The organism is Acinetobacter sp. YH16038 (assembly GCF_013417275.1).
Classification (GTDB): Bacteria; Pseudomonadota; Gammaproteobacteria; order Pseudomonadales; family Moraxellaceae; genus Acinetobacter.
The window spans coordinates 1-16,481 of the sequence record NZ_VPEG01000004.1; the positions used below are offsets into that span (position 1 = coordinate 1).

Below are 16,481 nucleotides of genomic sequence, written 5' to 3' on the forward strand. Positions count from 1 at the left end.
GAGAATTGAGACATCAATATGGCAATAAACTGATCCCACCGGGAAGCCGCTCTAAATTTCTGTCCAACATGGTGTACTTTAGCAAGTTGTTCAAAATCCTGTCGCACAACAGGTTTAATTAGCTCATGAAATACGGTATTCTGATGGGACAAAACCTGAATCCTGGTCGTTAAAGTGTTTGTTTGCACTCATATTTTAACTGTTAGGACTCAGGTTTTTTTATTTAAAGCAAACTATGGGACAGCAGTGCCCTCGGGTGCTTTTTAATTTGGAATCTGGATTTATTTAAACTTAGATAAAGAACCAGTAAATAAACAGGGAAACCAAGAAAATACACATGATATTCAGGACAAAGCCGACTTTCATCATTTCACTTTGTTGAATATGGCCAGTACCAAACACAATCGCATTCGGTGGTGTCGCCACAGGTAGCATGAAGGCACAAGAAGCCCCAATCCCGATCACAATCACCAGAATCTCTTTAGGCATACCCATCTGGTCGGCAATGGCGGCAAAGACCGGAACCAGTAAGGCAGCTGAGGCAGTATTACTGGTAAATTCAGTCAGGAAGATGATGAAGGTTGCCACAACGAAGATAATTACGAGAGGCGAGGAGTCACCGAAAGCATTTGCCAGTGTTTGACCTAAAACCAGAGAACTGCCTGAATCCTTCAAGACAGCACTTAAGGTCAAGCCGCCACCAAACAGATAGAGCACGCCCCAATCGGTATTTTCAGCAACCTGTTTCCATGTAGCCGTACCCAGAATCACCACCAGACAGGGTGCCAGAATCGCGATCCAGGTATCAGGCTGTGAAATACCGAAATTTTCAGTCAATTTTTTACTGAAAATCCAGGCCATCGCCGTACAGAGGAACAACACCATCGTCGCAATACGGGTGGTGGTCCAGGGGATATTTTCAGTGACAAAATTCACCTTATGATTCAGTTTTGGACGCAATACCACATACAGACTGATCAACATTGCTGGCAGAATAATGAACATCATTGGCAGGCCGACTTTCATCCAGTCAGCGAAGTCATAACCGAGGGCTTTGGCTGCAATCGCATTCGGTGGAGAACCGACGATGGTGCCCAAGCCACCAATACTGGCTGAATAGGCAATCCCGAGCAGAATAAATACAAAGGTTTTACGTTCTTTTTCGGCATCCAGATGCGCAAGTAAACCCAGCGCCAGAGGCAACATCATAGCTGCGGTGGCGGTATTGGAAATCCACATCGACAGGGCAGCAGTTACTAAAAAGATAGCTAGTACCGAAGCACCGAGATGTCCACCGGAGAGCGAGATAATCCATGTGGCAATCTTCTTGTCCAGTTTCTGGATATGCAGCGCCGTAGCCAAAGCAAAACCACCAAAAAACAGGAAAATCACGGGATCGGCAAAGGTAGCGAGTGCTGCCTGCATGCTAATCGGTACCAGTTCATCACCATCTGCCATCGGCATACTCAATACAATCGCCAGTACCGGTATGAGTAGGGCTGTAATCGTAATATGCAGGGCTTCGGTCAGCCATAGAATGGCGATAAAGGTCAGTAGGGCCAATCCCTTATTGGCATTTTCGTCATAGGGTAAAATATGATACAAGCCATAAGAGATCACGGCAGCGATCACAATTAAAATCCAGCCTTTGCGAATTCCTTTTGGCATGGCATTAGTCGGGGTGCGTAAAGGGTCGTTCATACAACCTCCTTGCTCAACTTTTTTATTTAAAAGCGTTTTTGAAATTCTTATAAAAGTGAATATGTGTTTTGATTAAAAAAGATATTATTTAAACAGTATAGTAGAGTGTTGTAATAATCCCACACTTTGCCAAAGTGCGTAAATCCCCAGTCCAAATAGAAAAAACAGCACCAGATATTTGAAATGTTGCTGGGAAAGTCGATGCCGTATTTTTCCACCCAGCCAGACGCCGATGAGTGCAAATAACATGATTCCGAGCAGGATATGTCGCTGATGGGTTTGTAAAGAAATGAGGATCGGGAAGAGTAAGGTCAACTGCACCAGTTTGCTGGCAATAAAGTTAAGATTACTGATGATGACGATATCAGTTTTGGAGAGCTGGCAGCTAAGCAGATACATCATCAGGAAGGGGGCCATGGCATTGGTTGCACCTCCAATCATGCCGGCCAGTAAACCGAATCCTAGCATACTGAGCTGACTGCTACTGACCCGAAGCGGAGTAGAGCGTAACTGATCCAGTACATAGAAAATAATCACCAGACCCAGTAATAATTTAAGATAGCCTTCATTGATCCAGATGAGTAATTTGACCCCCAGCACACTACCGACCAAGCTGCTTAACATGAGTGGCCAATAGCGTGAGACATAATAGCAAATGCTCTGCAACAGGCTATGTTTTGGATCGCTATTGAGCATCCAAAGGTTCAATAACAGGCAGGGGAGGATCACTAAGGTGACTGCTGTACTTAAGGCATATTCACTGGATAAGGCAGCCGTACTCAGCATAGGAAAGCCAAAGCCACTGACCCCATGCAGTAATGCTGCGATCGCACACAGCCAAAGCACAATCCATTCTGCCTGTGTCATCTGGAATCCATTTCAAGAATAAAGTATCAACTTACCCTGAACAGGTGAGCAGGGTAAAGCATAAAATGGTAATAAGACCAAAACCTAAAATCAGGCAAAAAAAACCACGATCTTTTGGGGGAAAGACCGTGGCATAAAAATTTCACCATATGAATATTTAGGTGAAAGAGGAAACGATTTTATCGGTAGTCTTTATCCTGATTCACGGTACGCACAGGACGTTCATAATCAGTTCTGCTCGCAGCATAATCAGGCATAGAATTCTTTTTTGGCATCACTAACCATAGAACCAGATAAACTAAGATACCCGGGAAAGCAGCACTCATGACCGAAATAATCACGAAGATCAAGCGTAATAAATTTGCGTTCCAACCAAAACGTTCAGCAATACCGCCCATTACACCTGCAATCATGTTTGAGCGGTTAGAGCGATATAAACCAACATTGGCCATCCAAGTCTCCTAAAAGAAAAAATAAGGTTGAGTCTAAAAAATGACTCGTATTTATAAGAATGGAGTTTTATCTGAATTTTTAAAGTATCTATTGAAAATAAATTCGTTAAGTAATGTTACGGGAGATTAAATAATCCTTAAAAAATCACTAAGATCATAAAAATTCCATTGAATTCATTATTAAAACTTATAAGTTTTCAGTGAGTCGTCTGCCTATATAGATGTGCACCCCTTCAGGTATATTTTTAAAATGAAATCGAATGTATCGCATCATTTAAGTGGTTTATGCCGGCTTGGATTTGTGCTGGGAAGTGTTGCAGGACTGATTGCCTGTGATGACCATCAAAGCAAACCCTTACCTGATACTACGAAAACTTTGGCACAAGATGGCGTAGTCATCTCCGCCGCCAATGAAAGTTATGACACCCGTAATGCTAAATCGCTCACCCAGACTGCAACCTATAATGCATTGCCTGTAGAACCAAATGTCGATCCTAAACCTGTACCGGATTATGCCAAAAGCTATGTCGGGCGTTATCTTACCCAGATTGATTGTGACGGACGGTTTGCACCTTGTACGGAAGGGAAGTCGGTGTTTATTTTGACTTTATTGCCAGATGGTACAGTGCATCGCAGTATCGTGCATTATGGCAAAGTCTTTGTGAATAATTCCAGACGAGTTCAGACCGAAAGCAATGTGACCTATCGTAAGGACCGCTGGACGATTAATCCGGAACAAACTGAACTGATCGTGGACCGTAAAGAGGGGGCAAAATTCTATTATACAATTAAAAGCCCAACCCATCTGGTCATGAATCTGGAAAAAATTTATGACGAAAAAGAACGGGCAAACCAGCAGTTATTTGATCAGGGTTATCCTGCACCTTCTAAAGCGTATGAGTTGGTCAAAGATTCTGAATTTAAGATGACAGAATAAAAGCGATAAAATCTGTAAAAAATTTAAAAACAGAGTAAATGGAAATGGCGATTCTAAAATTGTCAGGATGAATTGCGCTTAAATAAAAAGAATGAACTGAATAATATATGAAATATTATAAGAATATTGAAAGAAGAAATAAATATAGAGGGGAGAATGGTGGGCCGTCCGCGACTCGAACGCGGGACCAATGGATTAAAAGTCCACTGCTCTACCAACTGAGCTAACGGCCCATTCGGGTAATCAAAGTAGCTTTGATTGAAGTTTCTAAAAAGAGATTTTAGAAATGATGGTGGGCCGTCCGCGACTCGAACGCGGGACCAATGGATTAAAAGTCCACTGCTCTACCAACTGAGCTAACGGCCCATCAGGGGATATCAAATTTAATGGTGGGCCGTCCGCGACTCGAACGCGGGACCAATGGATTAAAAGTCCACTGCTCTACCAACTGAGCTAACGGCCCTGAACCAACAATCAAGCAAGGCTTAATTGTGCAGTGCAAAAGAAACTAAAGAGTTCTGAAAGCACCACTTTGTTTGATGGAGCGTATTGTAGCAAGATCTCATTGCAGCGCAAGTAAAAAATAACAAAGTTGCCTATGTTTGATTATAAATACAACAATTCTGCTTTATCTAAACAAAAAATAGGCAACTTCAGCACTTAGAAACGATATTGATAGGCTTGAATGTTCTCAAAAATTTCTTGAGTCAGCTCACAATACGCATCGCTGCCTGGCAATAAAACCAGCAAGCGTTCATCGGTTTTGTTTGGGTCAAAAGCCTGTTCTTTCAGTTTGTTTTTCTGATACTTGAAGGTACCGGTCGTTTCTACCTGTTCTTGAATGCGCAGAAAAACTGGAACTGCATATGCAGGCAGACAGCGTTTAAAGGTGCTGACCATATTTTTCAGGTCTTGCTCATCCAGGGTGCTTCCCGGTTGCAGGGTAATTGCAGCCATACCGGCACGGCCATTGGTATTTGGAATTTCTACGCCATAAACCACAGCTTCGATAATTTTGTCATACTCGGTCAGCATGTTTTCGACTTCAGTCGTTGAAACATTTTCACCTTTCCAGCGGAAGGTATCACCGAGACGATCAACAAACTGGGCATGACGGAAACCGATATTACGCACCAGATCGCCGGTATTGAAGTAGGAATCACCTTTACTGAACACGTCATGCATGATGACTGCCTTGTTCTTTTCCGGATCGGTATAACCATCGAAAGGGGAGCGGCGGGTAATTTTACCGATCAATAAACCGGTTTCACCTTTTTTTACCCGTTTGCAGCGACCTTTGGCATCACGCACAGGCTCATTTTTATCTTTATCAAATTCGATAATGGCATAAGGCGTTGGTGAGAAACCGACAGTATTGTCAAAGTTAAAGACATTGCTGAAACCGACATTACCTTCACTTGAGGCATACAGTTCCAGTACTTCCTTGATGCCAAAACGGGATTTGAATTTATCCCAGATATTCGGGCGCATGCCATTACCAATCATCTTGGTGACACGATGGCCTTTTTCCAGTTCAGACGGTGGGGCATCCATCAGGTAGCGGCAAAGTTCACCGACATAACCAATCGCAGAAGCATCAAATTTTTTGACATCTTTCCAGAAGGAAGAGGTGGAGAACTTGCGACGGATGGCAAAAGTACTGCTTCCGGCAATCACCCCACACCAGCACACCACAATACCTGTCGCATGATAAAGCGGCAGGGTGCAGTACATCACGTCATCTTTATTCAGGTTCAGGACATGGCCATAGGTGCCATAGGCGAGTGTCCAGCGGCTATTGGTAAAGACCACAGCTTTAGGTAAGCCAGTGGTGCCTGAAGTATAGATATAGAACAGGCCGTCTTTGCCCTGTACCGAATGCGTAGTCGGTGTATTGAATTTCGGGAACTGGTCAATCTGCTCTGCCAGGTTGATAAAACCTTCAGGTGCCTGTCCGGGATTTTCTTGCGTATTCTGATCGGCAAACCAGTGAAAACGGTCAGCGGCAATATTGAGATCATGACGGATTTCATCAATAGCAGCACGGCACTCTTCACCGACAATGACTGCAATCGGTTTCACCAGGTTAATACTATGTGTCAGGACTTTACCGACCTGAGAGGTATTCACCAGCGCAATCGTGATGCCCAGCTTGGCCAGGCCAATCACACTGGCAATAAACTCCGGACGGTTTTCGACCATCACGGCCACCACATCACCTTTCTGTGCACCGAGAGAGAGGTAGAAATGTGCGATCTGGTTCGCCCAGCCATTTAGGTGAGCATAGGTATAGGACTGATCCTCAAAACGTAATGCAATACCTTCAGGATTACGCTGTGTTGCTTTTTCAAAAGCCAAACCCAGGCCTGCGGGCGTATTGGGAGTACGTAAATACGCCTGTCGCAGTCCGTTTAGCAGATTAGGGACCTTACTGATGAAGGCAGGGATTTTGGCTGCGACATCTGCAATGCCAATAAGATCGGGTTGATTCGTCTGGGTCATGGGCGTCCTATTATTTTTCGTATCCAATGCGTTTAATTTATATGCAATAAACGGATGGTAGCCATCTTTTAGCGTGTTGAAACTAGAGTAATCAACCTATTCTGACAAAATCTAGCAAAAAAAACCTAGCCACCGAAATGACTAGGTTTTTTAGTTAACTGCAATTGGGCGAATTATGACTCAGTTGCAGTATTGGTTTTTTTCGGTGGACGGCCACGTGGGCGACGTGGGCGGGCAGCCGGTTTTTCAGCTTTTGCTACAGTTTCTTCAGCTTTATCGGCTTCCGGAGTTTCGGTAGGTGCAGCTTTGTTTTCTGCTGGAGTTACTTCAACTGTAGTTGTTTCAGTGACTTCTTCAGCGGGAGCCTGTTCAGCTTTCGCAGTTTCTACAGATGCTTCCGCAGCTGGCTCAGGAGTTTGAGTCGCTTCAGTTGTATCAGCACTTTCTACTGCAGCTACCGGAGCTTCAGCAGGTGTAGCTTCAGCACTTTCAGCTTTTGCTTCTTCTGCTGGAGCCGTTGCTTCTGGAACAGGTTCAACCGCAGTAGATTCTGCTTCAGCTTGTGCTTGCTGTTTTGCCTGCTGTAACGCTTGCTCGGCAGCCAGTTTAGCAAGACGGCGACGCTCACGTGGATCATTCGCCACACGTTTCTCTGAAACCGGTGCAGGCGGAGTTAAATCCAGCACAGGTGCAGGTTCTGCTTCAGGTTGCGCTTTGCTGACTTCTACATCGCGAGTTACAGGTTTTTTCTCTGTGGCCGCGGTCGAAACCGTTGCTAAAGTCGCATTATATTCCTGCGTGAACTTTTGCAATGCACGGTTAAATGTTGGTAACAGACCGAACTGTTCAATCAGGACTGAACAGTCTTCACCATAAACATGGCGAATCAGGCTACCAATAGTGTATTGGCCAAGTGTTGGCACCTGTGATGGTGTCAATTGCTGAGTTTTCGCCTGTTGGCCTTGTGCAGCACGACGGTCGCGACGACGTTGACGTGGGTCATTGCTGGCACGCTGTTTTGATGATGACTGAGCTTCAGGCGTTTTCTCTGCAGGAGCAGATGCAGTCACTTCAGCCAGGAACTCTTCCGCAGCTGGTGCTTCTACAGGAGCATCGGCAGGGGCAGTCACTTCAACAGCAGGTTTTGCGACTGGAGCAGTGTCATTCAATGCCACAATTTCGCTTTTCGCCTCGTCAATATTTACCACCATTGCTGTTGGCATCACTTCTTTACGAGGAGCATCGACCAGTTCCACACGAACTTGCTTTTCATTGACTGCTGGCGCTTCAACGGCAGCAGGTGCTTGAGGTGCAGCTTGTTCATTTAGAACACTTGGATCGCGGTGGCGATTTGGACGTTCTGGACGTTGCTGGTTGCGACGGTCACGACGTGGCACGTTTTGCTGTTGCTCATTGCCGTGAGTATCGCTTTGCTGTGCAGACTCATTGTGGTGCTGACGGCGAGAGTTGCGTTTGTTTTCACGCGCTTCCTGACGTTGTTCCTGACGAGAAACCTGAACCACTTCTTCATGCACCTGATGTTGTGATGCATTATCAGACTGCGCCTGTTCACGTGGCTCTTTGTGCTTGTTGCTACGTGCTTTCTTGTTATGACGCTGTGATTTCTCTTCACGTTCAGCTTTTTCAGACTGATCACGCTCTGGTTTATGGACTACAGTCGATGGCGCCAGATAAGCATTGCCGGTAGTTGCTGGTGCTGCAACAGCTGTTGGCTGTGCGGATACTGCTGGTGTTACAGGAGCAACCTGGCCGAACTGGCCACGGCTCACTGCACCGCCATTCACCATCTGTTCAATAGCAGCAGCAGCATTGTTCGCTGTGCGAGATTGATCAACAGTAGTTGCCTGTTTTTGTACAAACAGGTTTTCTAACCATGCACATGGGCTGGCAGCAGGTGCGGCAACTTGAGCAGGTGCCTGTTGTGCAGCAGGTGCTTGCTGTACGTTTTGCTGATTCTGGTTATTGCGGCGTTTATTGTTTTTGCCGTTGTTTTGCTGCTGAGTAGGTGCTGGTGCAGCGGTATGCGTATGTTCTTCTTCTAAATGCCACTCAGAAGACTCATAGCCCAGTTCTTTTTCGCTTGAACGGGTTGCTTCAGTACGCTCGTAACTTGTCGGTGCGAAACCTTCAGGATTATACGAAATTTCGTAGTGAGGTGTTTCCAAGTGTGGATGTGGAAGTACAGTCACACGTGTATTTGAAGTTTGTTCCAGATATACCAGGCTGTGACGTTTTTCATTGAGCATGAACGCCGCAATTTCTACCGGTACTTCAACCTGAACTTCACCATGACGTTCACGTAGTGCGATTTCTTCCACTTTACGCATAATTGAAAGTGATAGAGAACGCAGGTCACGTACCATACCGGTACCATGACAGCGTGGGCAGACATAACCAGTTGCTTCTTCAAGCGATGGACGCAGACGTTGACGGCTCATTTCCATCAGGCCGAAACGAGACAGTTGGCCGAACTGGATACGTGCGCGGTCGCTTTGAGTTGCTTCACGCAGTTTCGCTTCTACCATACGCTGGTTGCGGTCTTTGGTCATGTCGATGAAGTCGATGACAACTAAGCCACCGATATCACGTAAACGTAATTGGCGAGCAATTTCTTCAGCGGCTTCAAGGTTGGTATTTAACGCTGTATCTTCAACGTCCTGACCGCGAGTTGATTTTGCCGAGTTAATGTCGATTGAAACTAAAGCTTCAGTTTGATCGATCACGATCGAACCGCCTGAAGGCAGTTTTACTTCACGTTCATAAGCAGTTTGAATTTGGCTTTCGATACCGAAATGCGCAAACAAAGGCTCATTCAATGTATAAGTTTTCAGTTTGTCTAACTGAAGCGGCATTACTGCTTTAACGAAGTTATAAGCTTCGTTATAGGCTTGCTCAGAGTCAATCAGGATTTCTGCTACATCATCACGCAGGTAATCACGGATGGCACGAGTTACCACACCTGCTTCCTGATGGACCAGCATAGGTGATGGACCTGAATTTGCAGTGCTTTGAATTTGTGCCCAAAGGTCTAGCAAATGTTGCAGATCAAGCTGTAATTCTTCTTGAGAACGGCCAATGCCTGCTGTACGAACAATGACGCTCATACCACGTGGCACATTTAAAGAGGCCAGCATTTCTTTCAGTTCTTCACGTACTGAACCAGAAATCTGACGGCTGATACCGCCACCTTTCGGGTTGTTTGGCATCAGAACCAGATAACGACCAGCTAAAGAGATGAAAGTTGAGAGAGCAGCGCCTTTATTGCCGCGCTCTTCTTTTTCCACCTGAACCAGAAGTTCAGTACCTTCAGTAATCAGTTCACGGATATTTGAAGTTTGGCGAGGATCGGCTTTGTAATAAGAGTTTGCGATTTCACGCATAGACAGGAAGCCTTGGCGACCTGCGCCGTATTCAACGAATACAGCTTCTAAAGAAGGTTCAACGCGAGTCACGTGACCTTTATAGATATTAGATTTTTTTTGTTCACGGGTACGATTCTCTAAATCGAAATCGTAAAGACGCTGACCAGTGACAAGTGCAACGCGAATTTCTTCGGCATGTGTTGCATTAATCAACATACGTTTCATGGGTGTAACACCTTATAGTGATACACAGCAAAAAATCGCTATTCACGTAGCGAACATCACACATCACGGATCAATGGCCCAGATCTCCAATGCTTGGCATTGTGGTCTGAGTCTTTTATTCCCGGCGTCTACTTGAATATAGATCAGCTTCGGTATTTTGATTCACGTATTGATGATGGCAATACGGCTTCAATCTTTAAACGATTAAAGTCACCTGAACGTTTCACTGGCGGACAAGCGGTGCATTAGATGTGAGTAACTTTCACTGTCACATTGCTCGAAGATCATCCCTTCTTTATAGAAAGTGTCTTGATACGGAATTGTCGTCGTATCTTTACAAACTGTGCAGATCCAATGCATCAAACGCTGTAGCCTGAAGTCGTCTTCAGGGTGCGACTAATCTGATGTGTATCAGTTTACGTTTAAAAACCAACTAGGTTGGCGACATATTTTTTCAGACAAACTGATTTATGTACCTGAGGTACAATTAAACGCAACAGTTTGCTTTGTTTGCCGATATAATAAGCCTTCGGCGTCGGCATAATTCTTTTGGGACCTTCCCGTATCATGTGAGTCTTTAATTGAATAATCAAGTTCAGAGAAATCTGAAATGCTTCAACTTTTACTCACAAACGATGGTTTCCGTGCGCTGACTATATCAAACCTTGCATCATCTGCCTATGGGCTAAGCTTATGTTTCTTGTGTAAAGCATAACCTAAGTGATCAGTTTTTAATCAATTTTAGTAATTTTTGGGTCATAGTAACTGTATGAATTCTACACAACAATGGCAAAGCGTCACTTGGTTTGAAGTGGATGAACATCAAGATGGACAGCGAATCGATAATTTCTTGTTCAGTCGTCTGAAAGGGGTGCCTAAAAGTCGGATTTATCGTCTGATTCGTGAAGGACAGGTTCGCGTCAATAAAAAACGCATTAAGGCCGAAACCAAACTGGCGATTGGCGACCAGATTCGTGTCGCACCTATTCGTTATGAACAAAAAGATGAATCAGAAGCGCCGATTTCGGACAAGGTGGCTCAAGGTCTTCTGTCACGTGTGGTATATGAAGATGAAGGCTTGATGGTTGTCAATAAACCATCGGGTATTGCTGTGCATGGCGGTAGCGGTGTGGCGTATGGCCTGATTGAAGGCCTACGTGCTGCAACAGGTAAAAAATACCTGGAATTGATTCACCGTATTGACCGTGACACATCGGGTCTGGTGATGATCTCGAAAAAGCGCAGTACCTTAAAAACGCTACAAGATTTATTACGTGAACATAAGATTAAAAAAACTTATGCCGCTGTCGTGAAAGGGCAGGTAACGCTAGATAAGCAACTCATTGATGCACCTTTGCATCGTTATGAACTTTCTAATGGTGAGCGCCGTGTCCGTGTCTCTAAAGAAGGCAAAGAGTCTAAAACCCAGTGGAATGTGGCAGAGCGTTTTATGCATGCGACACTGGTGTATGCTTCTCCATTGTCTGGTCGTACCCATCAGATTCGTGTACATGGTCTCAGCATTGGTCATCCGTTAGTGGGTGATGAGAAATATGGTCACGAGACTGAATATCGTGGACCAAAACCACGTCGTTTATGTCTGCATGCGATGCGCTTAGAAATTCCGGGTTATCCGACGATTGAAGCGCCTTTGCCTGAAGATATGCAGAGTCTTGTAGCTCAGCTTCGTGCGCAAAAGGCGGATAAGGTGGTAATACCTACGGAAGATGACGAGTAATTTTTAGCTTTTTAATGAGTCTTATCTTGCTTTACTTGAGTGGGAGAAATTTCCCTCTTTATTAGAGATGATTCAAGACAATTTCTAAATCAATGAAGGGCGACATGGATGTCGCTGTTACTCTGTGGTACAGGGACGTGCCATCAGAGTAACAAAGGATTTTTGCTACTTTTCATCCTTGAAAAGTAGATAATACCTATACGAAAACAGCTGCTCACTGATGTTAATTGTGGTGGGGAATTAATTTAACTCACCTCTCCCAAACCCTCTCCTAGAAGGAGAGGGCTGAGGTGAGGTAAAAGTAAAGCACAACCGAGTTTTGTAGTTATAAAATCAAATTTTATCGCGTAGGCAGTGTTTTACTTTTGACGGGGGCAAAAGTAACAAAACCCCTTCTGTTGATCTGATGGCATGTCCCTATGCCACAGATCAACGGCGACATCAATGTCGCCATTGGATAGCTAATAGCTGTTGTGATATCACAATAAAAGTTATTTTGTGATGAAATTCTCCCTCCTTAGAAAAAGGAGAGTTGGGGTGGATTAACACTAAATCAAATACTAGGAACCTTATATGAATTCACCTGTAAAACTGGTCATTTTTGATTGGGATGGCACTTTATTTGATTCAGTGGGTCAGATCGTGTCGAGCCTGCAGTTTGCCGCGCAGCAATTTCAGCAACCGTTAACTGATGCAGATGCGAAGGGCATTATCGGGCTGGGTTTGCCAGAAGTCGCACAACGGCTATTCCCAAGTGTGCCAGAATTACATGCGGATATTTTGCAGGCCTATTCAGATCATTATGTGGCGAATTCAGTGAATGATGCTTGGTTTGAGGGTGTTTCTGAAATGCTGTATAGCTTAAAAGACGAAGGCATCAAACTGGCAGTGGCGACAGGTAAAAGCCGGAAAGGATTGGATCGTGTATTAAAGCAGACTAATAGTCTGGAGCTGTTTCATGCTACTCGTGCAGCAAGTGAAACCCGCTCGAAGCCGGATCCTTTAATGCTGGCTGAAATTCTGGCTGAAACTGGTGTCAATGCGCATGAAGCGATTATGGTCGGTGACACTTCTTATGATCTGGAAATGGCGATGAACATTGCCATGCCAAGTGTAGGTGTGACTTATGGCGTACATACACCGGAAACTTTGGCACAGTTTAATCCACTGTCGATTGTAAAGGATGTCAGCAGTTTGCATGACTTTTTATTGGCTAAAGTCCAATGGAAGGAAGCGATTTAATTCAGTATCTTAGTCATTCTTCAAGATCCGGCATTTTCTGAAATAGAAGATGCGGATCAATGCGGTAGATTTGAACAACTGGTCTTATCTTTTAGTCTAAAGTTGTGATTACAGTGGTTTTGTTCTGTCATGATTGTTGAGTTATTTAGTTGGATATAACTTAATTCATAATTATAAGATTATGTTTTTAATTGATTTTTATAAATTTAATTTATAGATAATAGCTATTGCAAAAAATAAAATAACTATTGGCATTCACGTCGTATTTTTCCCATCCTAAAACTGTTTATTCATATGCCCGTACTAGGCGCAATTGTTTATTGGAATGATCGAAATGATCAGGTCAGAACATTTTGCTTGTCTTAGTTCTCGGCATAAGCCTCATTTTTGCAGTTTAAGGAAACATTGATGTCGAATTCTGCTGTTGTTGAATCAGTTGCACAAGCATTACGTACTGCTGAACTCTCAAAAACTGCGATCGCACCGATTCGCCCGGAACTTGGTGGTGAAAGTGCTGACGTAGATATTGCCTATGCCGTTCAGGAAGTAAATACCGAGCGTGCTCTGGCGGAAGGTCGCCGTCTGGTAGGTCGTAAAATTGGTTTGACATCGAAAGTGGTTCAAGCACAGCTTGGCGTAGATCAGCCTGACTTCGGTATGTTGTTTGCCGACATGGCCTATGGCGATGGTGAAGCAATCCCTGCAGGTTTGCTGATTCAACCGAAAGTTGAAGCTGAAATCGCATTGGTCATCAAAGAAGATCTGACTAAAGCAAAACATACGTATGCAGACATCATTAGTGCAACTGACTATGCACTTCCTGCTGTAGAAGTGGTCGATAGCCGTATCGAAAACTGGAAAATCAGCCTGATTGATACCGTAGCTGATAACGCATCTTCTGCTGCATTCGTTCTGGGCTCTAAGCCTGTCAAACTGGAAAACCTTGATCTTGTGAACTGCAAGATGGTCATGACGCGTGGTGATGAAGTGGTTTCTCAAGGTGTGGGTAAAGCATGTCTGGCGAACCCATTAAACGCTGCTGTATGGCTAGCTGACGAAATGGTACGCCGTGGCCGTCCATTATTAAAAGGCGACATTATTTTAACTGGTGCTTTAGGTCCAATGGTCGTGGCTCAGCCGGGCGATGAATTCAAAGTTGAAATTGAAGGCTTTGGTTCAGTAACAGCTGCTTTTGCTGCTGAATAAGGGAATACAAGAGAGTACATTCATGAAAAAGATTAAATGTGCATTGATCGGTCCAGGTAACATTGGTACTGATTTGCTTTATAAACTGCAACGTAGCGAATGGTTAGAACCAGTATGGATGGTAGGGATCGACCCAACTTCTGAAGGTCTGGCGCGTGCAGCGAAAATGGGTTTAAAAACCACGGCTGAAGGTGTAGATGGTTTGCTTCCTCACGTTGTTGAAGACGAAATCAAAATCGCATTCGATGCAACTTCCGCTTATGTCCATGCTGAAAACAGCCGTAAGCTGAACGAGCTTGGCGTGTTAATGATTGACTTAACACCAGCTGCACTCGGTCCTTACTGCGTACCACCAGTAAACCTTGAAGCATTGCTTGAACAAGGCGAAGTGCCAAACGTAAACATGGTGACATGTGGTGGTCAGGCAACAATTCCGATGGTTGCTGCAATTTCACGTGTTCAACCTGTTGAATATGGTGAAATCATTGCAACTGTATCTACAAAATCTGTAGGTCCAGGCACACGTAAAAACATCGACGAATTCACACGTACAACTGCTGGCGCAATTGAACAAGTGGGTGGCGCGAAACAAGGTAAAGCGATCATCATTATTAACCCGGCTGAGCCACCGTTAATGATGCGTGACACTGTTCACTGTCTCGTTGAAGGCGAGCCGGATCAAGCAGCGATTACTGAATCTGTTCACTCGATGATCCTCGAGGTTCAAAAATATGTACCAGGTTACAAACTTGTGAATGGTCCAGTATTTGATGGTAACCGTGTTTCTATCTTCCTAGAAGTAGAAGGTTTAGGTGACTTCTTACCTAAATATGCAGGTAACCTCGACATTATGACTGCAGCAGCTGCACGTACCGCAGAGATGTTTGCAGAACGTGTTTTAAATGCAGTTGAAGCTTAAGGAGCACCTTCATGTCTAAAATTATTATTAATGATATGACTTTACGTGATGGTATGCATCCCATGCGCCATCAAACTACACCTGAGCAAATGGTTGCGATTGCAACTGCGCTGGATGATGCAGGTGTACCTTTAATCGAAGTAACACACGGTGACGGTCTTGGCGGTAACTCTGTGAACTACGGTTTCGCGGCTGCAACTGATGAAGAATACCTGAAAGCAGTGATTCCAAACCTGAAACAAGCAAAAGTTTCTGCACTTTTACTTCCTGGTATTGGTACGGTTGATCACCTGAAAATGGCGCATGATGTAGGTGTAGCAACCATCCGTGTTGCAACTCACTCTACTGAAGCAGACGTTTCTGAACAGCATATTACTGCTGCGCGTAAACTGGGTATGGACACTGTGGGCTTCCTGATGATGGCTCACATGGCAACACCTGAAAAATTGCTTGAAGAAGCACAAAAAATGGTGTCATACGGTGCTAACTGTATCTATGTGACTGACTCTGCTGGTTACATGCTTCCGCAAGACGTGACTGACCGTGTAGGTATCTTACGTGCTAACTTGGGTTCAGATATCGAAATCGGTTTCCATGGTCACCACAACTTAGGTATGGGCGTAGCTAACTCTGTTTCTGCTGTACAAGCGGGTGCAACACGTGTTGACTTGGCATCTGCCGGTCTGGGTGCTGGTGCAGGTAATACGCCACTTGAACTGTTTGTTGCGGTTGCCAATCGTATGCAAATGGAAACTGGTGTTGACCTGTTTAAAGTACAAGACGTTGCAGAAGATCTGATCATTCCAATGATGACTCATCAGATCCGTGCGGACCGTGATGCTGCAACTTTAGGTTATGCGGGTGTTTACTCTTCATTCCTGCTGTTCGCTAAACGTGCTGAAGCAAAATATGGCGTATCTGCTCGTGAAATTCTGCTTGAGCTTGGTCGTCGTGGCACCGTTGGTGGTCAGGAAGATATGATTGAAGATTTGGCATTGACTATGTCTAAAGCGAAAGAGCTTCAAGCTTAATAGTTAAAAGCTAAATTTTAAAAAAAGCGTCCGAAAGGGCGCTTTTTTATTTATTTGAATAAAATGAATAAGATATTAAAACGATAGAATAAGATATTTTAATTATTACTATTTATTTTAAGAAAATAATCAAACACATTTCCTTAAACATAAAAACGATAAATAAAAAGTTATTTTTAAATTATAAAAAAATAATGGCTGTTTATATAAGAGAAAACATGGATTTATATTGATTATCTGGTTAATTTTTTATTTTAGTTAATTGTTTATAAATATAA

12 protein-coding genes and 3 tRNA genes are annotated in these 16,481 nt (G+C 44.1%); 6 read left to right on the top strand and 9 right to left on the bottom strand.

The genetic code is table 11. The annotated features are described in order from the left end of the window. The 4 genes from FTV34_RS01470 to FTV34_RS01485 all read right to left on the bottom strand — a co-directional run. Positions 1-152, bottom strand: a 152-nt coding sequence (locus FTV34_RS01470; protein WP_141214591.1) for a DUF4372 domain-containing protein, incomplete at its 3' end; no start/stop codon positions are given. Between the two features lie 139 nt (positions 153-291). After that, entirely contained in the window at positions 292-1,701 is a 1,410-nt protein-coding gene (locus FTV34_RS01475; protein WP_180068566.1) for a DASS family sodium-coupled anion symporter, read from the bottom strand. 84 nt (positions 1,702-1,785) lie between these two features. Beyond that, a complete protein-coding gene (locus FTV34_RS01480; protein ID WP_180010971.1) occupies positions 1,786-2,568 on the bottom strand; it encodes a sulfite exporter TauE/SafE family protein in 783 nt (260 codons plus the stop codon). Positions 2,569-2,747: 179 nt separating this feature from the next. Next, positions 2,748-3,020 carry a PspC domain-containing protein gene (locus FTV34_RS01485; protein WP_034169835.1) on the bottom strand — a complete coding sequence of 91 codons (273 nt, stop codon included), beginning with the start codon at positions 3,018-3,020 and terminating at the stop codon, positions 2,748-2,750. 250 nt (positions 3,021-3,270) lie between these two features. Here FTV34_RS01485 and FTV34_RS01490 point away from each other — a divergent pair, with 250 nt between their 5' ends. Further along, positions 3,271-3,957: a hypothetical protein gene (locus tag FTV34_RS01490; protein WP_159123913.1), complete on the top strand. Its 687-nt coding sequence runs from the start codon at positions 3,271-3,273 to the stop codon at positions 3,955-3,957. Positions 3,958-4,114: 157 nt separating this feature from the next. Here FTV34_RS01490 and FTV34_RS01495 read toward each other — a convergent pair. From FTV34_RS01495 to FTV34_RS01515, 5 genes are all read right to left on the bottom strand, one after another. Then, positions 4,115-4,190: transfer RNA gene (locus FTV34_RS01495), tRNA-Lys, on the bottom strand. Positions 4,191-4,247: 57 nt separating this feature from the next. Beyond that, positions 4,248-4,323: transfer RNA gene (locus FTV34_RS01500), tRNA-Lys, on the bottom strand. Positions 4,324-4,344: 21 nt separating this feature from the next. After that, a tRNA-Lys gene (locus FTV34_RS01505) sits at positions 4,345-4,420 on the bottom strand. Positions 4,421-4,617: 197 nt separating this feature from the next. After that, positions 4,618-6,459: a long-chain-acyl-CoA synthetase gene (locus tag FTV34_RS01510; RefSeq protein ID WP_180010969.1), complete on the bottom strand. Its 1,842-nt coding sequence runs from the start codon at positions 6,457-6,459 to the stop codon at positions 4,618-4,620. A 173-nt stretch (positions 6,460-6,632) separates the two neighbouring features. Continuing rightward, positions 6,633-10,067, bottom strand: coding sequence for an Rne/Rng family ribonuclease (locus tag FTV34_RS01515; RefSeq protein ID WP_180068568.1), 3,435 nt, complete (start codon positions 10,065-10,067; stop codon positions 6,633-6,635). 769 nt (positions 10,068-10,836) lie between these two features. Here FTV34_RS01515 and FTV34_RS01520 point away from each other — a divergent pair. The 5 genes from FTV34_RS01520 (at position 10,837) to dmpG (ending at position 16,203) form a co-directional block, all read left to right on the top strand. Further along, positions 10,837-11,805: an RluA family pseudouridine synthase gene (locus FTV34_RS01520; RefSeq protein ID WP_004781807.1), complete on the top strand. Its 969-nt coding sequence runs from the start codon at positions 10,837-10,839 to the stop codon at positions 11,803-11,805. A gap of 573 nt (positions 11,806-12,378) precedes the next feature. Next, positions 12,379-13,047: an HAD-IA family hydrolase gene (locus tag FTV34_RS01525; protein ID WP_180010964.1), complete on the top strand. Its 669-nt coding sequence runs from the start codon at positions 12,379-12,381 to the stop codon at positions 13,045-13,047. Positions 13,048-13,455: 408 nt separating this feature from the next. Then, the gene (locus FTV34_RS01530; RefSeq protein WP_004781809.1) at positions 13,456-14,253 is read left to right on the top strand and encodes a 2-keto-4-pentenoate hydratase; all 798 of its coding nucleotides are present in this window, start codon (positions 13,456-13,458) and stop codon (positions 14,251-14,253) included. A 22-nt stretch (positions 14,254-14,275) separates the two neighbouring features. Then, complete coding sequence (locus FTV34_RS01535) at positions 14,276-15,172, top strand: acetaldehyde dehydrogenase (acetylating) (protein WP_180010962.1); 897 nt, start codon at positions 14,276-14,278, stop codon at positions 15,170-15,172. Between the two features lie 11 nt (positions 15,173-15,183). Beyond that, positions 15,184-16,203 carry a 4-hydroxy-2-oxovalerate aldolase gene (dmpG, locus tag FTV34_RS01540; RefSeq protein ID WP_125279391.1) on the top strand — a complete coding sequence of 340 codons (1,020 nt, stop codon included), beginning with the start codon at positions 15,184-15,186 and terminating at the stop codon, positions 16,201-16,203. Positions 16,204-16,481: the final 278 nt, after the last annotated feature.